Origin of the sequence: Streptomyces sp. NPDC001549 (genome assembly GCF_042894025.1) — a bacterium.
In the GTDB taxonomy this organism is placed as follows: Bacteria; Actinomycetota; Actinomycetes; order Streptomycetales; family Streptomycetaceae; genus Streptomyces; species Streptomyces kutzneri.
The window spans coordinates 137,127-161,410 of record NZ_JBIAVJ010000011.1 but is presented as its reverse complement, the minus strand read 5'-3'; the positions used below and the strand labels follow the sequence as shown (position 1 = coordinate 161,410).

24 protein-coding genes, 1 tRNA gene and 1 pseudogene are annotated in these 24,284 nt (G+C 71.9%); 12 read left to right on the top strand and 14 right to left on the bottom strand.

Features of this window, described 5'->3' with window-relative positions:
- The first annotated feature begins 77 nt into the window (after window positions 1-77).
- A complete protein-coding gene (locus ACFY04_RS20045) occupies window positions 78-560 on the top strand; it encodes a hypothetical protein (protein ID WP_389118369.1) in 483 nt (160 codons plus the stop codon).
- A gap of 78 nt (window positions 561-638) precedes the next feature.
- On the opposite strand, the gene ACFY04_RS20040 is transcribed toward ACFY04_RS20045, so the two are convergent.
- Entirely contained in the window at window positions 639-4,112 is a 3,474-nt protein-coding gene (locus ACFY04_RS20040) for a M28 family peptidase (protein ID WP_389118509.1), read from the bottom strand.
- Between the two features lie 177 nt (window positions 4,113-4,289).
- Between ACFY04_RS20040 and ACFY04_RS20035 the strand changes: the two genes are divergently transcribed.
- Window positions 4,290-5,249, top strand: coding sequence for a LysR family transcriptional regulator (locus ACFY04_RS20035; RefSeq protein ID WP_389118367.1), 960 nt, complete (start codon window positions 4,290-4,292; stop codon window positions 5,247-5,249).
- Between the two features lie 84 nt (window positions 5,250-5,333).
- Here ACFY04_RS20035 and ACFY04_RS20030 read toward each other — a convergent pair whose 3' ends face one another.
- From ACFY04_RS20030 to ACFY04_RS20015, 4 genes are all read right to left on the bottom strand, one after another.
- The gene (locus tag ACFY04_RS20030) at window positions 5,334-6,164 is read right to left on the bottom strand and encodes a class I SAM-dependent methyltransferase (RefSeq protein WP_389118365.1); all 831 of its coding nucleotides are present in this window, start codon (window positions 6,162-6,164) and stop codon (window positions 5,334-5,336) included.
- Window positions 6,165-6,274: 110 nt separating this feature from the next.
- Window positions 6,275-6,505 (bottom strand): antitoxin MazE7, encoded by a 231-nt coding sequence (locus ACFY04_RS20025; protein ID WP_389118364.1) that lies wholly within the window; start codon window positions 6,503-6,505, stop codon window positions 6,275-6,277.
- 418 nt (window positions 6,506-6,923) lie between these two features.
- Window positions 6,924-7,379 (bottom strand): hypothetical protein, encoded by a 456-nt coding sequence (locus ACFY04_RS20020; RefSeq protein ID WP_389118362.1) that lies wholly within the window; start codon window positions 7,377-7,379, stop codon window positions 6,924-6,926.
- Between the two features lie 277 nt (window positions 7,380-7,656).
- Entirely contained in the window at window positions 7,657-8,376 is a 720-nt protein-coding gene (locus ACFY04_RS20015; RefSeq protein WP_389118361.1) for a hypothetical protein, read from the bottom strand.
- 239 nt (window positions 8,377-8,615) lie between these two features.
- Between ACFY04_RS20015 and ACFY04_RS20010 the strand changes: the two genes are divergently transcribed.
- Window positions 8,616-9,143, top strand: a complete 528-nt coding sequence (locus tag ACFY04_RS20010) for a hypothetical protein (protein ID WP_389118359.1) — start codon at window positions 8,616-8,618, stop codon at window positions 9,141-9,143.
- 86 nt (window positions 9,144-9,229) lie between these two features.
- On the opposite strand, the pseudogene ACFY04_RS20005 reads toward ACFY04_RS20010, so the two are convergent.
- Window positions 9,230-9,892: pseudogene (locus ACFY04_RS20005) on the bottom strand (transposase); the annotation flags it as partial.
- A 227-nt stretch (window positions 9,893-10,119) separates the two neighbouring features.
- Between ACFY04_RS20005 and ACFY04_RS20000 the strand changes: the two are divergent.
- Window positions 10,120-10,587, top strand: a complete 468-nt coding sequence (locus ACFY04_RS20000; protein ID WP_389118357.1) for a barstar family protein — start codon at window positions 10,120-10,122, stop codon at window positions 10,585-10,587.
- 58 nt (window positions 10,588-10,645) lie between these two features.
- Here ACFY04_RS20000 and ACFY04_RS19995 read toward each other — a convergent pair whose 3' ends face one another.
- From ACFY04_RS19995 to ACFY04_RS19975, 5 genes are all read right to left on the bottom strand, one after another.
- Window positions 10,646-11,875 (bottom strand): serine hydrolase domain-containing protein, encoded by a 1,230-nt coding sequence (locus tag ACFY04_RS19995; RefSeq protein WP_389118355.1) that lies wholly within the window; start codon window positions 11,873-11,875, stop codon window positions 10,646-10,648.
- A 139-nt stretch (window positions 11,876-12,014) separates the two neighbouring features.
- Complete coding sequence (locus ACFY04_RS19990; RefSeq protein ID WP_389118353.1) at window positions 12,015-13,253, bottom strand: mannosyltransferase family protein; 1,239 nt, start codon at window positions 13,251-13,253, stop codon at window positions 12,015-12,017.
- A gap of 135 nt (window positions 13,254-13,388) precedes the next feature.
- Window positions 13,389-13,832, bottom strand: coding sequence for a hypothetical protein (locus tag ACFY04_RS19985; protein ID WP_389118351.1), 444 nt, complete (start codon window positions 13,830-13,832; stop codon window positions 13,389-13,391).
- Entirely contained in the window at window positions 13,825-14,322 is a 498-nt protein-coding gene (locus ACFY04_RS19980) for a SigE family RNA polymerase sigma factor (protein ID WP_389118349.1), read from the bottom strand. The genes ACFY04_RS19985 and ACFY04_RS19980 overlap by 8 nt, the downstream gene beginning before the upstream one ends.
- Before the next feature lie 330 nt (window positions 14,323-14,652).
- Window positions 14,653-14,726: transfer RNA gene (locus tag ACFY04_RS19975), tRNA-Met, on the bottom strand.
- Between the two features lie 288 nt (window positions 14,727-15,014).
- Between ACFY04_RS19975 and ACFY04_RS19970 the strand changes: the two genes are divergently transcribed.
- Both ACFY04_RS19970 and ACFY04_RS19965 read left to right on the top strand, forming a co-directional pair.
- Entirely contained in the window at window positions 15,015-15,218 is a 204-nt protein-coding gene (locus tag ACFY04_RS19970; protein ID WP_030384970.1) for a cold-shock protein, read from the top strand.
- 170 nt (window positions 15,219-15,388) lie between these two features.
- Window positions 15,389-16,516 (top strand): serine hydrolase domain-containing protein, encoded by a 1,128-nt coding sequence (locus ACFY04_RS19965; protein ID WP_389118347.1) that lies wholly within the window; start codon window positions 15,389-15,391, stop codon window positions 16,514-16,516.
- On the opposite strand, the gene ACFY04_RS19960 is transcribed toward ACFY04_RS19965, so the two are convergent.
- Window positions 16,494-17,786 carry an MFS transporter gene (locus ACFY04_RS19960; protein WP_389118345.1) on the bottom strand — a complete coding sequence of 431 codons (1,293 nt, stop codon included), beginning with the start codon at window positions 17,784-17,786 and terminating at the stop codon, window positions 16,494-16,496. The two genes, ACFY04_RS19965 and ACFY04_RS19960, sit on opposite strands and share 23 nt — an antisense overlap.
- A 50-nt stretch (window positions 17,787-17,836) precedes the next feature.
- Between ACFY04_RS19960 and ACFY04_RS19955 the strand changes: the two genes are divergently transcribed.
- Window positions 17,837-18,229: a MerR family transcriptional regulator gene (locus ACFY04_RS19955; RefSeq protein ID WP_389118343.1), complete on the top strand. Its 393-nt coding sequence runs from the start codon at window positions 17,837-17,839 to the stop codon at window positions 18,227-18,229.
- A 31-nt stretch (window positions 18,230-18,260) separates the two neighbouring features.
- Here ACFY04_RS19955 and ACFY04_RS19950 read toward each other — a convergent pair whose 3' ends face one another.
- Window positions 18,261-18,980 carry a response regulator gene (locus tag ACFY04_RS19950; protein ID WP_389118341.1) on the bottom strand — a complete coding sequence of 240 codons (720 nt, stop codon included), beginning with the start codon at window positions 18,978-18,980 and terminating at the stop codon, window positions 18,261-18,263.
- A gap of 150 nt (window positions 18,981-19,130) precedes the next feature.
- Here ACFY04_RS19950 and ACFY04_RS19945 point away from each other — a divergent pair, with 150 nt between their 5' ends.
- From ACFY04_RS19945 to ACFY04_RS19930, 4 genes are all read left to right on the top strand, one after another.
- Window positions 19,131-20,075: an ABC transporter ATP-binding protein gene (locus ACFY04_RS19945; RefSeq protein WP_389118339.1), complete on the top strand. Its 945-nt coding sequence runs from the start codon at window positions 19,131-19,133 to the stop codon at window positions 20,073-20,075.
- A 5-nt stretch (window positions 20,076-20,080) separates the two neighbouring features.
- Complete coding sequence (locus ACFY04_RS19940; protein ID WP_389118337.1) at window positions 20,081-20,923, top strand: ABC transporter permease; 843 nt, start codon at window positions 20,081-20,083, stop codon at window positions 20,921-20,923.
- Window positions 20,924-21,015: 92 nt separating this feature from the next.
- Entirely contained in the window at window positions 21,016-22,605 is a 1,590-nt protein-coding gene (locus ACFY04_RS19935) for a sensor histidine kinase (protein WP_389118335.1), read from the top strand.
- Window positions 22,606-22,644: 39 nt separating this feature from the next.
- Window positions 22,645-23,355 (top strand): ribonuclease H, encoded by a 711-nt coding sequence (locus tag ACFY04_RS19930; RefSeq protein WP_389118333.1) that lies wholly within the window; start codon window positions 22,645-22,647, stop codon window positions 23,353-23,355.
- Here ACFY04_RS19930 and ACFY04_RS19925 read toward each other — a convergent pair.
- The gene (locus tag ACFY04_RS19925; RefSeq protein ID WP_389118507.1) at window positions 23,335-24,015 is read right to left on the bottom strand and encodes a beta-glucanase; all 681 of its coding nucleotides are present in this window, start codon (window positions 24,013-24,015) and stop codon (window positions 23,335-23,337) included. The genes ACFY04_RS19930 and ACFY04_RS19925 overlap by 21 nt on opposite strands.
- A gap of 104 nt (window positions 24,016-24,119) precedes the next feature.
- On the opposite strand from ACFY04_RS19925, the gene ACFY04_RS19920 reads away from it, so the two are divergent.
- Window positions 24,120-24,269, top strand: a complete 150-nt coding sequence (locus tag ACFY04_RS19920; RefSeq protein WP_389118331.1) for a hypothetical protein — start codon at window positions 24,120-24,122, stop codon at window positions 24,267-24,269.
- Window positions 24,270-24,284: the final 15 nt, after the last annotated feature.

Sequence of the window (24,284 nt, the reverse complement as noted above, 5' to 3'; positions counted from 1 at the left end):
GCCCGGCTCCCCCGGGCGGGGGAGGCGGACGGTACGCGGGGAGGAGGCGGCGGCGTCCCGGCCAGCAGGATGAGGCCATGACCCGATCACCGAGAAAGCAGCTGGTCTCCGCACTCACCGCCTGTGCCGGAGCGCTCGCCTACACCGTGAGCAAGGTGGACCTCGCGCGGGACGGCGAGCTGGGCATGCCGGGCTTCCCCGCCCCGCCCGAGGCCTACGCCCAGGTCGCCGACGTCACGGCCGCCCAGCTGGGCAATGCCGGCCTCGGCCTGCTCATGGCGGTCGTGTCCCTGGTGCTGGTCCGCCCGCCGGCCGCCCACTGGCTGCGGCGGTCCGCGGTCGGCGTCTCCTGGCTGGGCGTCGCGATGGTCGGGGCCGGGGTCATCGGCTTCGGCGCCCGGGCGGCCGGACTGGCCCCGGGCCTGGGAGACACGCCTCCCCGCATGGCGACGGCCGTCGCGGCACTGGCGGTCGGCGCGCTCTGGGTGGCGGGCTGGTCCGTGGCCGCAGCGGGTGCCACGCGGGGCAGGCGGGCCGCGCGGGCCGCCGGGGAGCGGTAGCCCATCGGACGGACCCGGCCCGGCCCCGTGGTGCGGGGGCCGGGCCGGGCTCGTTCCGGTCGGGAGCTCAGGTGGGCGTCAGCTCACCTGGAGGGTGACGTCGTCCACGACGAAGGAGGTCTGGAGGGACTGGTCCTCCGTGCCGTTGAACTTCAGGGTGACGGTCTGGCCGGCGAACTGCGAGAGGTCGTAGGACTTCTCCACGTAGCCGGAGTTCGCGTTCAGGTTGGAGAGGGTCTCCAGGGTCTGGCCGGCCACCGAGACGGTGAACCGGTCGTAGACGACGTTCTCGTCCTCGTCCGTGTCGATGTGGAGGAAGAAGCCGAGCCGGTACGTGGAACAGCCCGACGGGATGGCCAGCGTCTGGGCGGCGCTGTCCGTGTGGGTGGACCCGTACCCGTTCAGCCATGCCTTGTAGCTGCCGCCGTGCGGGGTCTGGCCGGACTGGTTGGTGATGACACCGGCGGTCGCGCTCCACGGGCTGGAGCCGTTCTCGAAGCCGCCGTTGGCCACGAGCTGGCGCGGTGTGCAGGTACCGCCACCGGTGACGGTGAGCGTATAGGTGGTGGTGTGGCTGACGGTGCCGGAGCCGGTGATCGTCAGGGTGTAGGTGCCGGGCGCGGTGCTCGCGCCGACCTGGACGGACAGCGCCGAGGAGCTGCCGGACTGGACGGACGTCGGGCTCAGCGTCGCGGTCACGCCCCCCGGCGCGCCGGAGACGGAGAGCGCGACGGTCTGGGCGGCGCCGCTCACGGTGGCGGTGTTGACGGTGGCGGAAGCGGAACCGCCGGGGGCCGCGCTGCCCGCGGACGGGCTGACGCCGATGGAGAAGTCCTGAGCGGGCGTCTCACCGCCGACCGCCTGCTTCCAGACGGTGTAGGCGACACCGTCGGCGCTGCGGTTCAGCACCGTGGCGTTGATGTTGTTCGTGGTGTCGCAGAAGCTGTGGTAGCACGGGTCGTAGGCGGCGTTGGCCGTGCCGCCCCACTTCGTGGCCTGCGCCGAGGTCTTGCGGGCGCTGGCGCCGGCCGCGTAGCCGGAGGTGGGGATGCCGGCCTGCTGGAAGGAGTAGTCGTCGCTGCGGCCCTGGCCCTCGGTGTTCTCCTCGGGCGCGAGGTTCAGCGAGGTCCAGTACGCCTTCAGCGGGGCGGCGGTGGTGGAGTTGACGTTGTTGATGAAGTAGCCGCCGTTGGTGGAACCGACCATGTCGAAGTTGTAGTAGCCCTTGATGGCGCTGCGCTGGGCGCTGCTCAGCTGGTTGACGTAGAACTCGGAGCCGTTGAGGCCCTGCTCCTCATCGGTCCACCAGGCGAAGCGCACGTGCTTGGTCATCGTCGGGTTCTTCTGGGCGAGGACGAGGGCGTTCTCCAGCAGGGTCGCGGAGCCCGAGCCGTTGTCGTTGATGCCGGGGCCGGCCGAGACGCCGTCGAGGTGCGCGCCGAACATGACGGTCTGGTCGGCGGGGCCGCCGGGCCAGTCGGCGATCAGGTTGTTCGACGGGTAGGTGCAGGAGGTGCAGTTCTGCTCGGTGACGGTGTAACCGGCCGCCTGCAGCTTGCCCTTCACGTACGCCAGCGACTGGGTGTAGCCGGCGCTGCCCGCACGGCGGTGGCCGCCGTTCTGGCTCGCGATGGTGTTGAACTGGGTCAGGTGGGCCTGCACGTTGGCGACGTTGATGTCCGGCGGGTCGTTGCCGGGCTGGGTCCCGCCCACGTTGAGCGAGTAGTCGACCGTGTGGGAGAGGGCCGAGCCCTGGCCCTTGACGACGACCGTGGACGCGCCGGGAGCCGCGTTGGCCGTCGCCGTCAGGGTGAGCACCGAGGACTGGCCGGACTGCACGGTGGCCGGGTTGAAGGAGGCGCTCACGCCGGCCGGCAGGCCGGAGGCGGTCAGCGTCACCGACTGGGCGTTGCCCGTGGTGACCGCGGTGCCGACCGTGGTGGTGACGGAGCCGCCCTGCTGGACGGTGCCCGAGGAGGGGCTCAGCGACATGGAGAAGTCGTTGTTCTGGCCGCTCGGGGTACAGGTCGGGTCGGCGGTCTGGGCGGGCACGCTGATCGCGTCCCAGGCCCCCTTGGTCTTGTTGAAGAGGTCACAGGTCGGGTCGAGCGACTTGGCGGAACTCAGCGTCGCCGTCCGGTACTTCTTGTACGACATGCTGCTGGTCTTGAGCAGCATGCCGCCGTAGAAGATCTTGCCGGCGTTCTGCACGCCCACCCCCGTCAGGGTGGTGCCGTTGCAGGTGCTGCTGTTGGGCTTGCCGCCGCCGGGGCTGGTGCCCTCGGCCAGCAGGTAGAACCAGTGGTTCAGGGGACCGGCCGCCGCGTGCACCTCGGTGCCGGGTATCGCGGAGCTGTAGCAGGCCGGGTCGTTGTTGACGGCCGGCGGGTTGTACATGTTCCGGATCGGACCCCGGCCCTGGAGGTTGATGACCTCGCCGACCGTGTAGTCCGGGGTGTCGTACGGGGCCGGCTCGTTGGCGAAGGCCTCGGTCAGCGCGCCGAAGATGTCGCCGGTGGCCTCGCCGAGCCCGGACTCCTGGCCGCTGGTGCCGCCCGGGGTGTTGGAGTCGATGGCGTGCCCGTACTCGTGGGCCACCACGTCGATTCCGGCGATCCACTCGTTGGCGCTGTTGCGCCCGATGGTGACCGAGCTGCCGTCCCAGTAGGCGTTGAGGTCGCTCAGACCCACCTTGGCGGGGAAGCTGCGGCCGTTGCCGCTGACGCCGTTGCGGCCCAGCCACTGGGAGAGCATGTCCCACTGCTTCTGCGCCGCGAACATCAGGTCGACGCAGCCGGTCTCCTTGCTCGTGGGGTTGCCGGTGCCCCAGGAGTCGGAGGACTTCGAGAAGACCGTGCCGGTGCTGTAGTCCGCACAGCTCAGGCCGGTCCGGATCGGGTCGCGCAGCGTGTACGTGGAGCCCGAGTTGGTGGTGTCGATGGTGACCGGGCCCGGCCCGTTCCACTTGCTGTTGCCGGTGCCCGCGACCACCTCGTCGTAGCTGTCGACGAAGGCGCCGGTCCGCGCGTCCACGAAGACGTGCAGCCTGCTGGGTGCGGTCTTCGTCCGGCCGACCAGCACGGTCTCCCAGGCCAGCACCGGCTTGTCGTCCTTGAGGCGGACGACCAGCCGGCTGCTCTCGACCTTGTCGACCGAGGCCAGCTTCGCCCGTGAGGCGGACTCGGCGTCCTTCGCGGAGACCGACGCCTGGGTGGAGACGTCGATGCGCACGGAGGAGGCGGACTGGAGGGCGCGCACCTTGCCGGTGCCGTCCGCGAGCACGACCGCGTCGCCGCCGACGACCGGCAGGCCGCGGTAACTGCGCTCGTACGAGACGGAGTAGAGGTCCTTCACCCAGGGGGTGACGAGACGTCGTTCGTACTGTTCCTGGGAGGAGTTGACCAGGGAGTCCAGGCCGCTGTCGACGGCCTGGTCGGCGGCCGCGACCGCACGTGCGGCCGGTGTGTCCTTCTGGGACGGGGAGGGCTGCGCCTGCTGCGCCGCCGATGCCGTCCCGGCCAGAGCGCTGGCAAGGCTCGCGGTCAGCGCCATCGCTGCCACGGCCGCCGTCCATCTGCTGGGATGCAACGTCCACTCCGATCGTGGGGGGTCGGGGATGAGTGTCGTTCGCGGCCGAGTATGAGCGTGAACATGACGAGATTGGGACATCTCGGGGGGCATAAGGTCCGCGTTATGGTGCCGTGGCGGCCCGGCTCGTACGCTGCCCGGATGCAGCTGGAGTTGAGGCATCTGCAAGCCGTCTGCCGGATCGCGGAGGCGGGCAGCCTGGGGGGCGCGGCGCGGCGGCTCGGAGTGTCCCAGCCCGCACTTTCCGCCCAGTTGCGCCGCATCGAACGGGTCACCGGGGGCGAGCTCTTCGTACGGGGCCGCAGCGGGGTGGAACCCACGGCACTGGGCCAGTTCGTGCTGGCCAAGGCGCGTCGCGTACTCAGCGAGATGGACGCTCTGGGAGCGCAGGCACGCGCCATGTCGACCGGCGGCCCGTTGCGGCTGGGCTGCATCATGCTCGTGCTGCTCGACGGCCTCCTCGCCCAGACCGACCTGTCCATGTCAGGCCGGGAGATAGCCGTGGACCTGGAGGATTCGGTCACCGTGCTGGCACGGATGCTGGGCGCCGGACGCTACGACGCCATCGTGTACGGGGAGGTCAACGGCCACGAGGTGCCGCTGCCGGAGGGAACCCTGGCCAGGACGCTGATCCCGAAGGAGCCGTTCTGCATCCGGCTGTCCGCCGGGCACCCTCTCGCGGGTCTGGACCGCATCGAACTGGCCGACCTGGCCGGGGAGTCGTGGATGACCCTGGTGGAGGACGACGACGGCGGCCCGGAGGCACTCGTCACCGCCTGCGCGAAGGCCGGATTCAGCCCCTCACTGCGCTACCGGATCACCGACCGCAAGATGCAGCACGACCTGATCGCCGCGGGACGCGCGGTCGCGCTCAGCCAGCCGACGGCCCCGTCCGGGGAGGGCACGGTGATGCGCCCGCTCGTCGGCACCCCCATCATCGGCCGCATCCGCCTCGCGTGGAGCCGCGCGGCGCTCTCGGCCGGGCAGGCGGAACTGCTCTACCGGGCCGCGGCCCGCGCCTACCTGGCCAATGTGGACAACAACCCCTTCCACAAGGAGTGGTGGGACGCCCACCCGGAGGTGCATCCGGTCCTCGACTGACCGGGGGCGTCGCGGGGGCGCGGGAGCCGTGGGGTGTCGTCCGGTGCCGGGGGAAGGCCTGCGTGCCGCGGGGCCGGGCCGGGGTCAGCTCCGGCGGTGGGCCGTCAGCAGCAGGTACTCCCACTCCATGACCCCGTCCACCGTGTGCTCGGCGGCGAGGGCGTCGAGCGCCGCGTCCAGCTCGGCGACCCGGTCCGGATCGCCGGCGACGGCGCGGTAGACGGCCACGGTGGGCCCGTAGCAGGCCTTGAAGAACTCCCGGAAGTCCGTGGGCCCCGTGAAGCGGTCCACGCGAACCGTCCGGCGGCGCGAGTCCACGTCGGTGACCGCGTCGCCGAGTATTTCGTGCACGTGTTCCTCGTCCCCCCACAGCGGGGGCGGCTGGACCCCGGGCGGCGGCGGGGGAGCGTACGGCTTCATCGTGGCGAACATCCGGCCCACGAAGCCCTGCGGGGTCCAGTTGATCAGCCCGACCGTGCCGCCGGCGCGGCAGACGCGCAGCATCTCCTCGGCGGCGGGCCGGTGGTGCGGGGCGAACATGATGCCGACGCAGGACATCACGACATCGAACTCGCCGTCGGCGAAGGGCAGGTGCTCGGCGTCCGCCTCCCGCCACTCCAGAGTGGCCCCGCGTACGGCGGCCAGGTGCCGGCCGATCTCCAGCAGCTCGGGGGTGAGGTCGGACGCCACCACGTCGGCCCCGGCCAGGGCGGCCGGAATGGCGGCGTTGCCCGAGCCCGCCGCGATGTCGAGCACCCGGTCGCCGCGCTGGACGCCGCACTCCTTCACGAGCACGGCCCCCAGCTCCGGAATGACGTGGGAGGCCACCGACTGGTAGTCGCCCAGCGCCCACATCGCGCGGTGCCGGGCCTTCAGAGTGCGGTCCGCCTGGGCCGCATCGCTCGCCTCGGTCATGACAGCCGTCCTCCAGGGCTCGGGGCAGCCCCTTCTCCGAGCATAGGTACGTTTCGCGGACCCGGCCCGTCGGCGGCCCCACGGGCGCTGGTGAGCCCTCGCCCGCCGGTTCAGTCGCGCGACGCCAGGCGGCCGAAGTCGCGCCCGAAGCCCTCGCGAAAACCGGGCCGCTCCAGAGCCCGCTCGAAGGCGAGCGCGGCCCGGGCGAGCGCGGCTTCGTTCTCCTGGGCGGTGGCGAGTTCGGCGAGGTACGCGCGCAGGCTCAGTCCGCGGTCCGCGGCGAGCACGGCGAGGCGGTCGTGCACATCGGTGTCGACCTCGACGGTGGTGGTGTCGGCCATGCTCCGAGTATGCGCGCCCGGTGACCGGGCGGGGGCCCGTTCGGCGCAGGCGTGCTGCCGGCGGGGAGCGGGCCCCGGTACGGTCGTCCAGGTTCTGGCGGCGCAGGAGGGGCTCACCGGCGTACGGCGCCACGCGGGCGCGAACCAGGCCGGCGCGGTACGGGTGCTGGTCGCGGACGACGAGGTGATCAGGCCGGCGACCCTCGACGACGACGAGTACGTCGGCCAGGCCCTGGGGGCGGGCGCCACCGGCTACCTCCTGAGGAACCTGCCCTCGGCCGAACTGGCCGCCGCCGTACGCCTGTCACGCTCTCCCGCGTGCTGTCGCGCCTCGGCCTGCGCGACCGCACGCACGGCGCCATCTGCGCCCGCGACCACGGCCGTTTCTGACCGCCCACCCGCCTCGGAGGGGACGGCCTCAGGCGCGGACGCGGCCGGAGAGCCAGGGCGTGAGCGCGGGGCCCCCGACGCTCTCCCGGTACGTCTCGTCGCCGGGCAGGGGGACGGAGAGCCAGTAGCCCGGCGGGAAGAACCGCCCCTTCACGAAGGCCAGTCCGCTGTAGACGGACCTCAGGAAAGCGGGGACGGAGTCCCGGGGGACGTCGTCGAACTCCACCCCGTCGACGGTGATCTTCGCGTCGTCCTCGGGGAAGATCCGCACGCTGACGGCCGGGCTGCCGCCCAGTTCGACGAACGCCTCGTGGGGCAGGGACCCGTCGGGGTCGACGACGGTGAACAGGGCCGCGGAGGTCCGCCTCGACGTCTGGTCGGCGCCGATGTCGTCGGTGACGGACATGGCCAGCCGGTACTCGGCCGCGATGGCCCGAATCGCCGCGACGGCCGACTCGGTGGTCGGCAGGGAGGGATGCGTCATGATCCAGATCATGCCGTACCGCACCGCGGTTCGCGGCGTGGTGCGGGCGCCAAGCACCAGGCCGACGGCAGCATCACGCTGCGCTGGTGGCCAAGACCGTGGCCGGCGAGCTGCCGGGTCGGGTCCTGCCCCGCGCCCGCTCGGGCTCAGCCATCGGCGAAGACGGAGAGCAAGGTGCCGTCGAAGTCGTAGCCGACGCAGTGCGACACCAACTCCGGGAACGACGGCACGTTGCGCTCCCAGGTCCATCCGGCGACTTCTGCCATGGCTACGTGCCTCAGCTCTGCGCCCGCTGGAGGAGGGAGATCTGCTGGGCGATCAGGGCGGGCGGGAAGGCGCGTACGTCGTGGCCGCCGACCGACTGTTTGGTGAACGTGGCGATGACGCTCCCGGTGCGGACCACCGTGTACTGGGTGACGTGCGGGCCCATCTCGCTCGGGGCGGTGATCTCGAACCGCACCGCTTCGTCGCCGAGCCGCGGGGCGGGGCCGGCCGTGACCGTGCCCTTGTAGATCGTGGTCGGGCCCGGGCTTTCGTAGTACCGGCAGGTGCTCAGCCCCTCGCTGATCTGAGCGAAGGCCGCCACTGCGCCGGAGTTCCCATAGGAGGCGAGGGTGGAGTGGGCCCCGTTGATGTCGTCCTTCCAGTTGAACATCTGCTCGACGACGGCCGGGTCCGGGCGGGAAGGCCGCCGGCCATGGGCGGCTTCCAGCAGCCGTCCGCATGCAGGGTCGGAGACCTCGGACTTTCGGTCGCGGGCCCGGGGCTCGCGGACGATGACGGGGTGCGCGTACGCGTCCGGGCTCTCCTTGCCCGGCAGCGTGGCCGACACCAGCTCTTCGACGGTCAGCGGGCGGCTCATGGAAGCCGGGGCGGAAGGGGACGCGGGCCCCGACGCCGGCTCCCGGGGATCCGCCCCGCAGCCGACGACGGCCAGCGCGGCTACGGCTATCAGGGCCGACGGGCCGGAAGCCCGCAGGGCAACGCGTACAGGCATGGTCTGTCCCCCGGAACGATGTGCGTGATCAGGCGGAGGCTACCGGCCCGCGGCCCGCCGCCACTAGATGATCGATTCCAAGGGGTCTGCCCCTTGTCAACGAACCCAGCATGTTTGTCGTGGAACCCTGGCCTCCCCCACGCGGGGGAGGCCACCGTGCCGCTCTCGTTCCACAGGGCCGTATGGGTCGGTCGCGCAGGCTGATGAAGCCTGTCTGGCGGCGCGTGACGATGTGTGGCATGAGTATTCAAACGAGCGACTCGACCGTCATCTCCGCAGCGGCGCCGCCCCGTTGGGCTGTATGGGCTGCGCATCTGACGACATGGGCGGTCCTGCCGAGCGGACTGTGGCGCATTGCCCTGGTGCTCGGATACCCGGCCGGATACACCGACGTTGACTTCGAGGACTTCCAGACGATCGGCGCGAAGGTATGGATGCTGACACTGAGCGTGCTCTGCGAGCTCGCAGCGTTCCTCACGATCGGTCTGGTACGGCCGTGGGGCGAGGTCGTGCCCCACTGGATACCGCTGATCGGAGGGCGAAGAGTCCGCCCCATGGCGGCCGTGGTCCCTGCCGCCGTCGGCGCGGTGGCCCTGACCCTGCTCTGGGCCTTCGTCCCCTGGTGGTGGACCTTTCCTCACGATGACATGACGCACACCGGAAACCTCGTCGTCGGCATCCTTTACCAGCCGCTGTTCCTCTGGGGCCCGCTCCTCGCCGCCGTCACCATCTCCTACCACCGCCGCCATCGCACCCCGCGTTGCTGAGCAGAGATCGCTGAGTGAGCGCCCGCGCAGCGGTAATTCAGCAACGGACATCGTCAGTGGTCGTAGGCGGTCAGGGAGCGCAGGACGGGCTGGGCCGGTCGGTATGGCCGTTGTGCCAGATCGCGGCCGGAGTAGTTCTTGTCGCCGATCAGCGTCTGGCCGGGCCGGGTGGCGACGATGTCCGGTTCGGCCGCGAGCAGGTCCAGCAGGGTCTCGCGTTCGTCTGCCTTCGCTCCGGTGAGGGCGAAGGCGACCGGCAGGCCCTGGAGGGTGCAGACCAGGTGCAGCCGAAGGCCCCGGAAGAAGCGGCTGTGGCTCGCGCAGTACCCGTACTGGGCCCATCCGGCCAGGTCGGAGGGTTTGACGGTCTCCCGGGAGCGGCTGCAGTCCACGGGTGTGGAGTCCACGATCCACACGTCGTCGCTCCATACGGAGGTGTAGGTGGCGAGGGTCCGGGTGACCCGGCGAAGCAGCTCGGCGGCCTTGCGTAGTCGCTTGTTGTAGCCGGGCTGCTTCGGCAGGTACGGGAAGAGATGCCGCAGGTGAGCGTGGGCGTGGCGGAGCCACCTGGCCTCGGAGGTGACGCCGAGTAGGGCCTGCATCATCGCAAGCGTGACTAGCTCGGCATCGGTCAGCCGCGGAGCAATCCCGACGGCCGGACGCCAGGGTGCGAGATGCGGCGACGCCTTCAGCAGGTCGTCGGTCTTCACGTAAAGTGCGGTCGCGAGGGAGTCCGGCTCTGTCTTCACAACCTGACGTTGGGCTCCCCCGCCTCATGCGCGCAGCCGATCCCTTGGAATCGATCATCTAGGGGATTCCATGTGGTGAGCACCCACTCCCAGGTGCGCCGGATCCCGGGGGGCTTCTGCTTGAGGCCGCAAGGCCGTTTCGCTTTTGGATCTAGACTGGGCGGCTCGCCGCCGTCTCCGGCTCTGACGGCGGTGGAGGTCTGAACCGGCGGAGGGAGGTGGGCGGTGTGCACACCGTGCCCTGGGTGCACGTCGTTCCGGAGCAAGGCGCCCTGCCTGTCGATCTGTTGCTACCCGACACCGGCAGGACGTACGCAGTGCGCCTCGACGGCCGTGAGATGCGGGACACGGACGCGGTCTTCCTGCAGTTCTACGACCGGCTGAAGCTGCCGGACTACTTCGGGTGGAACTGGAACGCCCTCCTCGACTGCCTGCGCGATCTCAACTGGCTGCGGCCCGCGGACCGCTACGTACTCGTCGTCGAGGCTGCGGACGAGGTGCTGGCGGATGATGCCGACACGCGGCGACTGCTCTTCAGGACCCTTCTGCGGGCAGGCCGGCGATGGGCCTGGACACGTCGGTCCGACGGCCTCGACCTGAGCAGGCTCGTGATCGTCATGTCCTGCGCGGCAGCATCCGTTCCGGACCTGCGGGAACAACTGCGCCTGTGCTGGGACGAGACGGTCTCGTCATAGGACCGGACCGGCCCGGCGGGCGCGTGTGTCCGGGCCCGACGGGTAGCCGTGGGTACCGTCATCCCGCCAGGGAGTTCCCGGGAGCCAGGACTGCGGCGATCCGGGCGGCGATGGTCTGCGCCGTGTTGTTCTCCGGGCCCTTGGAGCCGACCGTGGTGGACACCGCGATGGCCAGGTGCTCGCTCGGGAGGTACGCCTGGATGGCCGCGTAGCCCGCGAAGGACGGGTTCGACTGGATCCAGCCGTTCTGGACGATCACGCCGTAGCCGAAGTGCCGCGCCGGAAGCTGGCGGAAGCAGTCCTTGGGCGCACAGCCGGGGGTGTTGCCGCCGAGTCCCACCGTGCCCGGGTCGAGCTGGACCTTGAAACTCTGCGGCGAGAGGAGCTCACCCGTACCCACGACCTCGGCCGAGCGGGCCAGGTCGCAGATGTGGGTGTTCAGGACCGCGCCGGGGGCGGTGGTCCAGGAGGGGTTCCAGTAGGTGGACTCCTCGTACTTGCCGCGCTCCGCGTCGAAGGAGTGCAGGACGGGCTCCTCGATCTGGGGCGTGAAGCTGTTGAGGGTGTTGTCCAGCCCGGCGGGCCCCGTGATCTGCCGCTCCATCACCTTGGCCAGCGGCATGCCGGAGATCTTCTCCAGGGCCTGCCCGAGGAGCACGAAGTTCGCGTGGGAGTAGCTCCAGCTCGTCCCCGGCTCGTACAGCAGGGGGTGGGCGGCGGAGATGCCCACGAGCTCGGCGGGGGTCCACTGGCGGAACGGGTCGGCGTACAGGGCCGCGAGGAACTTCGGGTCGGGCACGTAGTCGCGCAGGCCCGAGGTGGAGGCGCCGAGCATGCGCAGGGTGATCTCGTCGGCGTGCGGCGCGTCGGGGAGCCAGCGCGAGATCGGATCGTCCAGGCCTGCCTTGCCGTCCTCGACGAGTTGCAGCATGGCGATGCCCATGTAGACGATGGCCACCGAACCGGCCCGGAAATGCATGTCCGCCGTGGCCGGGACCCCCGTCATCGACTCGCCGAGTGCGCCGGTGACCACCTCTTGCCCGTCGCGCGTGACCCGCAGTACGACGGCGTTCAGGTCCAGCTCCTTCTGCGCCGCCTTGGCGATGTCCAGAATCTGCTTCGCCTCGCCGCCCGAGGGCTCGGGGGACGCCACGCACGACGCCGGCGCGGACCCCGCCCCGGTCGCCGCCCACGCGCCGCCGGCCGGCAGGACCGTGCCGAGCAGCGCGGTGGCGCACAGCAGCGCCGTCCGGGCGCGGCCCGGGTGCGAGGTCCTCACTCCGGTCATGGCGATCTCCTGCCGCGAAGAGTCCCTGGGGACAAGGCCCACCCTTCGATGGAACGCCCACCGTGCGAGATGGGCCAGTCGGCGCAACGCCGGTGACGGCCGGCCCGGCGGAGTCCGGCCGAGATCCGGACGAGACGGTCTATCCGGCCCAGCGGCCCGAGAGGAAGGTGATGGCGACCGCGGTGGACAGGGGAGCCACGACGTAGAGGTAGGCGGTCTGGATCCGGGGGCGCTTCAGGCTCCAGGAGGCCAGGCCGATCCACAGCGGCCACCACAGGAGGGTGGAGCGGGGCACGGACGTGTACCAGTAGGAGGTGCCCAGGGCCCACAGGGTGAGGCCGATGTACAGGGCTTCGGGCCAGCGGCGGCCCCGTAGCAGCAGGACCAGGAGTACGACGCCGACCACCATGGCCAGGAGTTCGGCCTGCCACATCAGTGCGTACCCGGTGGGGTGGGTGTGGTGGAAGGCGGCTTCCCAGGTGTTCGCCCAGGCTTCCCACGGTGCGTGGAAGTCCCGGTACCAGCCGCGTTCCTGGGCGTGCTTCCAGGCCATCCAGTCCCCGGTCCAGGTCTGCAGGTACCAGCTGTAGAGAGCCGGCGCGAGGGCCGGGAGGAAGAGCCACGGGGCCGAGCGCCAGGCGGTGCGGCCGCGGGCGGTCAGGACGAAGTGGAGTGCGAGGGCGGCCGCGAGGAAGAGACCTGTGATGCGGACCGAGCAGGCGAGGCAGGCCAGTACCGTGGCCGCCGGCCAGTTCTGGCGCTGCGCCGCCAGCCAGGCGGGCAGGGCCAGGGCGAGGAAGAGCGCCTCGGTGTAGCCCGCGGCGAGGAACACGGCGCACGGCGAGAGCAGCAGGAACACCACCGCGCGGCGGCCCGTTTCGAGGTCGGCCAGGTGATGGCGGGCGATCCGGGCGAGAGCCAGGACGGCGACGCCGCCCGAGAGGAACGAGATCAGCGCTCCGGCCGCGGCCCAGTCGGGGACCACGGTGTGGACGGCGCGCAGAGCGAGGGGGAAGCCGGGCAGAAACGCCTCCCGGTTGTCCCAGCCGGCCGTCCAGGGTCCGGCCTGGGCGGGGAAGTAGCCGTCCTGGGCTATGTGGAGGTAGTGCCACCAGTCCCATTGCTGCCAGGGCGAAAGCAGCGAGGCGGGCCGGCGGGCCTCGCCGTCGGCGGGGAACAGCCAGCTGACAGCGCCCGCGGTGGCCCAGATACCGACGCGGGTCAGCAGGTACAGCCACATCACCTCACGCTCGCCCGGGCCGAGCCGCAGGAACGCCAGACGGGCGCGGCGGGGGCGGCGAGCGTTCTCGCGCACCGGCGGCCAGGCGGTGGGCGAGCCGGGAAGCTCGACCGGCCGGCGGGGGGTTGAAACGGGCATATCGGGATCTCCTGACCGTCTGAAGGCGTGCGGAGTCACCAGCCCTGGCTCAGGCCGGTGTCCGCGGGCGGTGTGCTGCGGGGAGAGGGGGAGAGGGGGAGAGGGGGAGAGGGGGAGAGGGGGAAGGGGGAGGGGCTACCGGAGCGGCTGGGGCGGCGTGGGCGACATGCTCGCGGTGACGGTCCCGGTGGGATCGAGCGTCGTCGTCGTGCTGCGCGGCGGCATCGTGGTGTTGAGCGGCGGCGGAGGCGTCGTGTTGCGCGGCGGCGTCATGGAGTTGAGCGTCGGCGCCGTGGAGTTGGGCGGCGGGGGCGGTGCGGAAGTCGGGGACGGGGCCGCGGGCGAGGGAGTGGTTGCGGGGAGGGTCGGGCCCGGGTCCCCCGGGAGGAACGCGGACAGGGCCGCGCCGGATCCGGCGAGGACGAGGAAGCAGGCGGCGGCGATACCGACGATCCGGCGCCGGCGGTGCCGTTCGCCGCGCCGCTCGATGACGGCGACGGGCGGGGCCGTGCTCGCGGACTGTCCGGCGGAGGCCGCTTCCCGGAACAGGGACCGCAGCGGGTCGTGGGAGTCAGGCATCGGGAGCCTCCTCAATGCGGGGGTCCTGCAGATGGCGGGAGAGCGTGGCCCTGCCCCGGGACAGGTGGGTCTTGACCGTGCTCGCGGACAGCGAGGTCTCGGCGGCGATCTGCTCGACGGTCAGATCGCACACGTAGTGCAGCGCCATGGTCCGGCGCTGTTTCAGGGGCAGTTGCCGCAGCGCTTCGACCAGTGCCACCGCCTCCGGCCCCGGCCCCTCCACGTGTCCGGCGGGGGCGGTGCGCTGCCAGGCGTCGGCGGTGCGCCGCCGCCCGCGCCAGCGGCTGACGGCGAGCCGCCACGCGACGGTGCGGATCCACGCCTCGGGCCGGCCGTCACGGTCCAGCTGATGCCTGCGGCCCCACCCCCTGACGAAGGCCTCCTGCACCACGTCCTGTGCCTCGTGGTGGTCGCCGAGCATCACGTAGAGCTGTCCTGTGAGCCGTCCTGCCGCTTGCGCGTAGAACTCCTCGAACTCCTCGATGGTCAAAAAATCGCTCCCGAATCCATGTGTCCCTCTCACCGGGCATACGCCCGCCGCACCCCATCCGGTCGACACCGGACGACAGATCGTTGTGTGAGTGCCGTCACATGGTGGGTGGGGTGCTCATCGTCGCGGCGGCCACGGCGAGGCGGAGTGGCGGCGCCACGGGCCACCGGGTGATGCGGCCCGGCCCCGGACCCCGGCCCCCCGGGTCCGGATCCGCGCGGTCCGGATCCGCACGGTCGGGATCCGCGGGCGGGCCGCGCCGCGCGGGGGAGAAGGGCCCGGCACAGCAGAAGGGCCCGGATCCATGAGGATCCGGGCCCTTCCGAGCAGTAGCGGGGACAGGATTTGAACCTGCGACCTCTGGGTTATGAGCCCAGCGAGCTACCGAGCTGCTCCACCCCGCGTCGGTAGACCTCACACTACGGCATCCCGGAGGCGGTGCTCGACGCATTTACGGGCGGCCGTGCCCGGAGTGTGGGCGAAAGGGCTGAATCTCGCCCCGAAGGCGAGATCATTCCCCCTGGTGACAGTGCGTGCAGGCGTGTACCTTCACGGGTAGCTGTCGTGGTTCCAAGTGCCTTGCCCGTGCCCTTTGGTGTGGGCAGTTTTGCTGTGTTGTGCCGTAGGACCAGGGCGATCACCTCCGTCTTCCACGCCGTGTGGAAGACGTACGTCAACGGGAAGGCATGAACATGGCTACGGGAACTGTGAAGTGGTTCAACTCGGAAAAGGGCTTCGGCTTCATCGCCCAGGACGGCGGCGGCCCGGACGTCTTCGCCCACTACTCGGCGATCAACGCCTCTGGCTACCGTGAGCTCCAGGAGGGTCAGGCCGTGACCTTCGACATCACGCAGGGCCAGAAGGGCCCGCAGGCGGAGAACATCACCCCCGCCTGATCCCGGACGACGGCCCGGTCTGACCGCCGGGCTCCGGAGAACCGTTTCCCCGTCCCGCCCCTTCGCTGAACGGGCCGCGGGGAAAGAACAGGGCCGTGCGGCCTCGCCGCACGGCCCTGATCCGTCTCCCCGGCTCCGCGCGGTGCCATGATGCCCCGGTGGATCACAGGGTGAGCACGGATGCGCAGGCGCGGGTCGGCGGGGTCCTCCAGGAGCTCGTCGACTCCGGTCAGGAGAGCGGCCTCCAGGTGGCGGCCTATCTGGACGGCGAGCCGATCGTCGACGCCCACGCGGGCTGGATCGACCGGCCCGGCGGCCGCCCGGTCCGTTCCGACACGCTGATCCACAGCTTCTCGACAGGCAAGGGCTTCACCGCGACCCTGGTGCACGTGCTCGCCGAGCGCGGACTGGTCGACTACGACACGCCCATCGCCCACTACTGGCCCGAGTTCGGGGCGCACGGCAAGGAGCGGGCCACCGTACGGCACGCCCTGACGCACTCCGTCGGAGTACCGCAGCTCCCCTCCGCCCTCACGCCGGAGGAGCTGTGCGACTGGGACACCATGTGCGCGACCGTCGCGGCGGCGGAGCCGCTGTGGGAGCCGGGCTCCGCCAGCGGGTACCACGGCTGGACCTTCGGCTGGATCCTCGGTGAGACCGTGCGCCGCATCACCGGCCTGACCCCGGCCGAGGCCCTGCGCACGTACGTGAGCGAGCCGCTCGGGGTGGCCGACGAGCTCTACTTCGGCCTGCCCGAGAGCGAGCTCGCCCGTACGGCGCCGCTGGTGGAGGGCAACTGGGCGGCCGGGCTGGAAGCCCTTCCTCCCTCCGCGCCCTTCCGCCGGTACGTCGCCCCGAACCGCACCGTGTGGACCGTCGCCGAACTCGCCAACCGCCGCGCGTACCTGCTGGCCGACCTGCCCGCGTGCGGCACCACGACCGCGCGGGCCGCCGCCCGGCTGTACGCCGCCCTGTCCGGTGAGGTCGAGGGCGTGCGGCTGATGTCCCCGCAACGGGTGGCCCTGGCGGCGGAGGTGGCTGTCGAAGGCAAGGACCTGATGCTCCTCGGCAGGTACGCCAAGGGGCTCGGCTACTTCGTCGGCCTGCCCCAGATGGCAGGCGAACGCACGGCCTTCGGCCACCACGGAAGCGGCGGCAGCATCGCTTTCGCCGACCGCGCCCGCGGCCTGTCCTTCAGCCTCACCCGGACCCGCCTGGTGGGCGGCGCGGCCGACACGGCCGCCCGGACGCTGGCGGACGAGATCAGGTCGGCGGTCACAGGGGCGCAGGAGTCCTGACGCGCCGCAGCCCCCGGACCCGGATGGCGGCCCCGATCACGGCGAGTGCGACGGTCGCGATCCCCGACGCGGCCAGCACCTGCCGGGGCCCGAGGAGCGCGATCAGCGGGCCGCCGAGCGCGGTGCCCACCGGCCCGGCGGTCAGGAGGGCGGCGCTGCGGGCGGCGAGGACCGTCGTCAGCGAGGCGGCCGGGGTGCGTTCCTGGAAGAGGGTGTAGGACAGCGCCGTGAACGGTCCGTAGATCAGGCCGCCGAGGGTGAAGCAGGCCAGGGTGACGGCCGCGGGCGCGCCGAGGCCGAAGGGTACGAGCGCCAGCCCCCAGCCCGCCACGATCCCCAGCGTGACCGGCCACAGCGGGAACCGCCGCAGGGCGCCCGCGGCCAGGCCGCCCAGCACGGCGCCCGCTCCGAACAGCGTCCAGTACAGCCCGAGCAGGCCCGCCCCGGCGTGCAGGTCGTCGGTGACGTGCAACGGGAGCGCTACCTCCGCCGGCCCGTAGAGGAAGTTGAAGAACCAGGTCAGGGCCAGGACGCCGAGGAGCTCGGGCTGCTTGCGCAGCAGGCGCAGGCCGGCCGCCGACCGGTCGGCGTCGACCGGCGCGGCCGTCGCCCCCTTCCCGTCCTTCCCATCCTTCCCGTCCTGTCCGGCCGCCGCGCCCCGCAGCCGACCGACCTGGGCGGCGAGCACGGCGAAGGACAACGCGTCGAGCCCGATGAGCCAGGCGGGACTGATCACCGCGGTCAGGAACCCGGCGAGCGCCGGGCCGACGACGATGGAGGCCGAGCCACTGGAACTGACCAGCGCGTTGGCGGCCAGCCGCTGGTCGGGCGGAAGTATCTGCGCGAGCAGGGAGTACCTGCCCGCGTTCCCCCAGGCATGCAGGACGGACGAGCCCGCGAGCAGGGCCACGTACAGCACCGGGTGCAGCACCCCCGCGGCCCAGGCCAGCGGGACACAGCCGAGGAGCACCGCGCGGATCCGGCTGTCGGCCGCCAGCAGCCGCCCGGCCGGAAGCCGGCGCAGCCACCGCCCGAAGAGCAGTGCTCCGGCGGCCCCCGGAAGCGCGTACGCGGCGAGCGCGGCACCCAGGAGCAGGCCGGACCGCCCCGGGGGAGCGATCTCGATGGCCAGCCACGCGACGGCGACCACGCTCATCCCGTCACCGAGATCTGAGGCCGCCAGCGCGGGCAGCAGCCGCCGGAAGTCGGCATGGGCGAACAACGGCCGATAGGTGCGGGGGAGGAGGCGAGTTGTCTGTACGGGAGTCACCAGGTCAGACTCATGGTTCAAGCGCACTTGAGGTCAAGGGGGAGTGACGGGTGCGACAGCTCGGGATCGGTGAACTCGCTCGGCAGGTGGGGATGCAACCCTCGGCGCTGCGCTACTACGAGAGCGTCGGCCTGCTGCCACCCGCCGAACGGGCCGCGGGCCGGCGGGTGTACCCGGCCGGCACCGTGCGGCGGCTCGCGCTGATCAAGATGGCCCAGCGGGCCGGATTCACCCTCGCCGAGATCCGCGGCCTGCTCGACGGCGACGCCGAGCGCGGCGCCACCCGGCAGTGGCGCGCCCTCGCCGAGAGCAAGCTCCCCGAACTGGACCGGTTCATCGAGCAGACGCAGATCCTGCGGGACGCCGTCGCCGACTGCCTGGCCTGCGGATGCATGAACTTCGAGAAGTGCGCACTGCTCGCCGCCGGCGGACCCGGCTCCTGACCGGTGCAGCCGGCCCTGCTCAAGGCCCTGCTCAAGGCCCTGCGCAAGGCCCTGCGCAAGGCCCTGCGCAAGGCCCTGCGCAAGGACCCGTTCGGCGGTCCCGTTCGGCCAGCCCGGCCTCGTACGCGGCGATCGCCGCCTCCACCCGGTTCCGTACGCCGAGCTTGCCCAGGATCGCGCTCACATGGGCCTTCACCGTGCCCTCGACCAGGAGGAGGCGAGCGGCGATCTCGGCGTTGGACAGACCGGCGCCGAGCAGCGCCAGGACGTCGTTCTCCCGTTCCGTCAGTCCCACCAGGGCGTTCCGCGCGGGCACTCCGCCCGCCATCCGCCCGCTGCGCAGTCCGGCGACGACCCGGGCGGCGACCTTCGGCGAGAGGTACGCGCCGCCCGCGGCCACCGCGTGCACGCCCGCCAGCAGTTCCCGGGGATCGTCCGCCTTGAGCAGGAACCCGCTGGCACCCTCACGCAGGGCGCGGCCGATGAACTCGTCCTCGCCGAAGGTGGTCAGCATGATCACCGCAGTGCCGGGCAGCTCCTGGTGGATCCGTGCGGCCGCCGCGATCCCGTCGAGCCGGGGCATCTGGATGTCGAGCAGGGCGACGGCGGGCCGGAGCCCGCGTACGGCGTCGAGGGCCTCGTACCCGTCGGCCGCCTCGGCGACGACCTCGATCTCCGGATCCCGCGCCAGGATGGCGCGCACACCGGCCCGGACCATCGCCTCGTCGTCTGCCAGCAGCACCTGAACCACCGGCGCAGTCTAACGGCGGGCTGCGGTCGCGCCGTTCGTCGGGGGACCCCCGACGAAAGTAGGGTATCCGATCGCCGACCTGCGAGCGATGCCCGTCGGCGCTGCCGGTTCCTACGGTCGTCACAGCACCGACGACACCGGAGGAACACCGTGATCACCCTGCGAGGCCTGACCAAACGCCATGGCGCCACCGTCGCCGTGGACGGACTGACCCTGGACATCGAGGAGGGACAGGTGACCGGCTTCCTCGGCCCCAACGGCGCCGGGAAATCGACCACGATGCGGATGATCCTCGGCCTGGACCGGCCCACCGCCGGGCGGGCGCTCATCGACGGGAAGCCCTACGCGTCGATGCGCCACCCGGTCCGCGAGGTCGGATCCCTCCTGGACGCGAAGGCCCTGCACCCGGGCCGCCCGGCGCGCAGCCACCTGATCGCACAGGCCCGCAGCAACGGCATCCCCGTGCGCCGCGTCGACGAGGTTCTGGAGACGGTGGGCCTGGCCAAGGTGGCGCGCCGACGGGCCGGGGCGTTCTCCCTGGGCATGTACCAGCGGCTCGGCATGGCGGGCGCCCTCCTCGGGGACCCGAAGGTGCTGATCCTCGACGAGCCGGTCAACGGCCTCGACCCGGACGGCGTGCGCTGGGTGCGTGAACTCGTCCGTGCCCAGGCCGCGCAGGGCCGTACGGTCTTCCTCTCCAGCCACCTGATGAGCGAGATGCAGCTGACGGCCGACCGGCTCGTCGTCATCGGCCGGGGCCGGCTGCTGGCCGACACCCCCATGGCGGAGCTGCTCGCCGCGAGTGCCTCGGCCTCGGTACGGGTGCGCACCGCCGGCCCCGACGACCTGCGCGCCCTGACCGGCCACCTGCTCGCCCACGACGGGGTGTCCGTCGAGCCCGCCCCGTCACACTGCGGCGGCGAGCGGAACGAGATCGTCGTCAGGGGCAGGACCGCCGGGCAGATCGGCGACCTCGCCCACCACCTCGGCATGCGCCTCCACCAACTGCACAGCGCATCGGCGTCGTTGGAACAGGCCTACATGGAACTGACCGAGCACAGCGTCGAGTACGCGACCCGAACGGCGAAGGTGTGACCCAGATGACCGACACCCGGACCGAACCCGGCCTCCGCCCCGATCCCGGCCCTCGCCCCGACCCCGGGACGGACCCGGCGCGCCACGCCGCCCCGGCTCCCGCGGGCGGCGGTTTCGCCGGTGCGGTCGGCGCCGAGTGGACCAAACTGTGGTCCATCCGTACTCCGTACGCCTGCCTGCTCGTCGGCGTCCTGCTGACGGGAGTCTTCACCTTCTACTACGGCTCGATCGCCCGGATCAACGACAAGCCCGTCCAGCCGCTCGGCAACGCCCCGGTCTCCTCCGTCATCCTCGGCCAGTTCGTCATCGTCGTGCTCGCGATGACAGTGGTCACCAGTGAGTACGCGACGGGCAGTGCCCGCACCTCGCTCCAGTGGGTGCCGGTCAGGCATCGCCTGCAACTGGCCAAGGCGGTCGTCGCGGCGGCGGTGTCCTTCACCGCCGGATGCCTGTTCGCCGTCCTCGGCATGGCCGTGGCCCGGGCGCCCTTCCGCGGTCACGCGTCCTTCGACCCGGGCAAGGCGGTCGCCCAGACCCTGGCGATGGGCCTGTACTGCGCCCTGGTCGCCGTGCTCACGGTGGGGGTCGCTTTCGCCCTGCGGACCGCGGTCGGCACGCTGTCGGCGGTCTTCGGCCTCGTCTCCGCCCTCCCCACCATCTGTACCGGACTGGGTGGCTCCGCCCTCCTGGCGGTGAACGACTTCCTCCCGCAGACCGCGGGCGGCCACGTCATGCTCGCGGACGGCGATGCCCCCTACCCGCCCGCGGTCGCCATCCTGATAGTGCTGGCCTGGACGGCCGCCGCTCACCTGACCGGCCGGTTCGTACTGCGGCGGCGCGACGGGTGACAGGCTTGGCCCCGTCCGGTGACACGGGCGGACCGGAGCAGCGGGACCGAAGAGAGGGAGTGGCGGGGGTGGGTGTGAGGATGCGGGGCGCCGTGCCGACGGCCGCGGGGCGGGGTCAGGCCGTACGGGACGCGGCGCTGTGGGCGGCCATGGCGGGCGCCGCGGTCCTCGCCCACCGGGAAGCGGCCCATCCCTCACCGGCCTTCGGTCTGGTCCTGCCGCTCCTGGTCCTGGCGGCTGCGGTGACCACCGGCCGGACCCGGCCGGGGGCGGCCGTGTTCCTCGCCAACGCGCTGGTCGCCGCGGGTCTGGCCGACCCGACCCCGACGGCGAGCCCGTACCTGGTGGCGCTGGCCGTACTGACCTACCTGCTCGGCCTGCGGGCGGACCGTACGGGGCCGGCGCTGGTGCTGTTCGGAGCCTGCACGGCCATCGACCTCGCGCTGTGCGCCGTCCTCGGCGTCGGCGCCGTGTACTGGTTCTACGCGATGTCGTACATCCCCGCGGCCCTCCTCCTCCCCTGGCTGGCCGGTCGCTACCGGCAGGCCAGGCTGGCCCTGGTGCACGAGGGCTGGCAGCGGGCGCGCAGTCTCGAACAGCGGCAGCGGTCCGTGGCCGAGCAGGCCCGGCTGAGGGAACGGACCCGGATCGCCTCCGACATGCACGACTCGCTGGGCCACGAACTGAGCCTCATCGCCCTGCGCGCCGGGGCCCTGGAACTCTCGCCCACGCTGACCGGCCAGGACCGGGCGGACCTGGCCGTGCTGCGCGCGGCCGTCTCCGACGCCGTGGGTCATCTCAGGGACACCATCGGCGTTCTGCGCGACGGCTCCGACGGGGAGGAACCGACAGGCTCGTCCGTGGAACCGGTGGAGGAACTCGTCGCCCGGACAAGGGAGTCCGGGGTGACGGTGCACCTGCGACGCGAAGGGCCGGCCCGCGCTCTGCCGCCGCTGGTCGACCGCAGCGCGTACCGCGTGGTCCAGGAGTCGCTGACCAATGCGATCAAGCACGCACCCGGCAGCACGGTCCACGTCAGCATCGCCCGGCAGGCGGACCGCACCGAGGTACGGGTGGCCAACTCCGCGCCGCGGACCGGCTCACCGGCCGCCGGCCCGCGGCCCGCCGCAGGGCCGGCCCCGGGACACCGCGGGCTGACCGGCCTGCGCGAACGGGTCCTGCTCATCGGCGGAACGCTGCACGCCGCGCCCCGGGAGGGCGGCTTCGAGGTCCTCGCCACCCTGCCCGACCAGGTGAACCCGGACCGCGCGAGAAGCACCGGGGAGCCCCGGGAGCGGACCGGCTCGGATTCGGCGCAGCGGCTCGCAGTCGTCCGGCGCGGAGCCCGGCGCCGGTTCGTCGCCGCGTTCGCCGCCCCCGCCGGGTTCGGCCTCGTGACACTCGCCTCCTGCGCGTATCTGGCCCACCAGCTGACCACATGTGTCCTGCGTCCCGCGGACTTCGCCGCGGTCCGGGTCGGCCAGGACCTCGGCGAAGTGGTCCGGTTTCTTCCGGAGCAGCAGTTCCGGTACGTCCCGGACGCCGTCCGGGCGCTGCCCGTACCCCCTGGCACCGAGTGTGCGTACTACCGCTCGAACGGCAACCTCCTGGACCAGGTCGACGTCTACCGGCTCTGTTACGCGGGCTCCCGCCTGGTGGCCAAGGACGTGCTGCCGGGGTGAGCGAGCGGGGAGTCCCGCGGGATGAGGCATGATCGGGGGATGTCTGATCGCATCATCGCCGCCTGTGACGGAGCGGCCAAAGGTAATCCCGGGCCCGCCGGCTGGGGTTGGGTCATCGCCGACTCCCAGGGACGCCCCGAGCGCTGGGAGGCCGGTCCGCTGGGGCGGGCCACCAACAACATCGGGGAGCTGACCGCCCTCCAGCGGCTGCTGGAGGCGGTGGACCCGCGGACGCCCGTCGAGGTGCGGATGGACTCCCAGTACGCGATGAAGGCCGTGACCCAGTGGCTGCCGGGCTGGAAGCGCAACGGGTGGAAGACCGCCTCCGGCCAGCCGGTCGCCAACCGCGAACTCGTCGAGGCGATCGACCGGCTGCTGGCGGACCGGGACGTCACCTTCCAGTACGTTCCGGCGCACCGCGAGGACGGCGACCATCTGAACGCGATCGCCGACCAGGCCGCCAGCGACGCGGCGATCAGGCAGGAGGCCGCCGGTACGGCCCTCGGCAGCACGGAGATGCCGGTTCCGGCTCCGGCCGCGGCTTCCCCCGCGCGCCGCAAGGCGGCCGCGCCGGGGAAGCGCACGTCCGCGGGCACCGCGGCCGGCGGCGGTGGATCCCGGGCCATCAAGGCGAAGTTCCCCGGCAGTTGCGCCTGCGGAAAGCCCTACGCGGCCGGTGACCTGATCACCAAGAACGGCAGCCGGTGGGGGCACCAGGCCTGCGGTTCCCTAGGGTCGGTGGACGCGTAGGTACTCCACCGCGTAGGACATCTGCGAGACGCCCGGCTCGGGCGCCGGGTGGTAGCGCCCGGCGCACACGGACAGGTTGACGATGAGGTACGCCCGCCAGTTGCGCCCGACGCCCCGGCGGTCGGCGAAGACCCGGGTGCCGTTGACCCACCACACGACCGAGCGCGATCCGAACTCGACTTTGAGGTCCACCCAGCCGCCGGGGGCGATGGAGGAGTCCCGGTGGTAACGCGAGCCGCCCTTGACGTGGTTGGAGAGTTCGAGCAGGTCGGGGTTGTCGGGGTGGTACTCGAAGACGTCGATCTCGTTGCCGCCGTCCCGCCAGGTCCAGATCGCCGGCCAGGCGCCGATCTCGGAGGGCAGCCGCACCCGGGACTCCAGTACGTCACCGGTCCGCACCATGAACCCCTCGCCGCTGCCCTCGGTGGTCAGCAGGCCCGCGTTCCACTTGCCGTCCGGGCGGCGGGTGGCCCGGAAGGTGCCGGTGCGGCTGTAGGAGGGGTCGGCCACCAGGTAGTCGAGCTTGTTGTCACCGGTGTTGGTGGGCCCGCCGTTCGGGTAGGCCCAGGACCGGCCGGCGACCCACTGGGAGGTTGATCCGAAGTCCGCGGTGAAGACCGGGGCGCGGTCGCTCAGCGGTGCGGCCCCACTGTCGGGGATACCGGTGAAGCGTCCCTTGAGCCGTCGGAGCCAAGTGAGAACCTGAGTGAGCACGAGCGGCTCCTTCCCCATGAATGGACGCTCCTGCAGCATGCCCGGCCGCGATGCAATACATACCGGTGGACCGGTTTGTCTTTGACTCTCATCATCAGGCGAAGCTGATCCTGCTCGCCGCGCCGGCCGCGGTCGACTACTACCCGCACGTCGGCTTCACCCGCCACGAGTGCGCCTGGACCCTGGACCGTCTGCAGTAAGAGGACGATGGACCT

Excerpts from the sequence above, each read along its gene's own strand:
- ACFY04_RS20045 (WP_389118369.1), top strand. The coding sequence starts at position 78 with ATGACCCGATCACCGAGAAAGCAGCTGGTCTCCGCACTCACCGCCTGT.
- ACFY04_RS20040 (WP_389118509.1), bottom strand. The coding sequence starts at position 4,112 with ATGGCGCTGACCGCGAGCCTTGCCAGCGCTCTGGCCGGGACGGCATCG.
- ACFY04_RS20035 (WP_389118367.1), top strand. The coding sequence starts at position 4,290 with ATGCAGCTGGAGTTGAGGCATCTGCAAGCCGTCTGCCGGATCGCGGAG.
- ACFY04_RS20030 (WP_389118365.1), bottom strand. The coding sequence starts at position 6,164 with ATGACCGAGGCGAGCGATGCGGCCCAGGCGGACCGCACTCTGAAGGCC.
- ACFY04_RS20025 (WP_389118364.1), bottom strand. The coding sequence starts at position 6,505 with ATGGCCGACACCACCACCGTCGAGGTCGACACCGATGTGCACGACCGC.
- ACFY04_RS20020 (WP_389118362.1), bottom strand. The coding sequence starts at position 7,379 with ATGACGCATCCCTCCCTGCCGACCACCGAGTCGGCCGTCGCGGCGATT.
- ACFY04_RS20015 (WP_389118361.1), bottom strand. The coding sequence starts at position 8,376 with ATGCCTGTACGCGTTGCCCTGCGGGCTTCCGGCCCGTCGGCCCTGATA.
- ACFY04_RS20010 (WP_389118359.1), top strand. The coding sequence starts at position 8,616 with ATGAGTATTCAAACGAGCGACTCGACCGTCATCTCCGCAGCGGCGCCG.
- ACFY04_RS19995 (WP_389118355.1), bottom strand. The coding sequence starts at position 11,875 with ATGACCGGAGTGAGGACCTCGCACCCGGGCCGCGCCCGGACGGCGCTG.
- ACFY04_RS19990 (WP_389118353.1), bottom strand. The coding sequence starts at position 13,253 with ATGCCCGTTTCAACCCCCCGCCGGCCGGTCGAGCTTCCCGGCTCGCCC.
- ACFY04_RS19985 (WP_389118351.1), bottom strand. The coding sequence starts at position 13,832 with ATGCCTGACTCCCACGACCCGCTGCGGTCCCTGTTCCGGGAAGCGGCC.
- ACFY04_RS19970 (WP_030384970.1), top strand. The coding sequence starts at position 15,015 with ATGGCTACGGGAACTGTGAAGTGGTTCAACTCGGAAAAGGGCTTCGGC.
- ACFY04_RS19940 (WP_389118337.1), top strand. The coding sequence starts at position 20,081 with ATGACCGACACCCGGACCGAACCCGGCCTCCGCCCCGATCCCGGCCCT.
- ACFY04_RS19930 (WP_389118333.1), top strand. The coding sequence starts at position 22,645 with ATGTCTGATCGCATCATCGCCGCCTGTGACGGAGCGGCCAAAGGTAAT.
- ACFY04_RS19920 (WP_389118331.1), top strand. The coding sequence starts at position 24,120 with ATGCAATACATACCGGTGGACCGGTTTGTCTTTGACTCTCATCATCAG.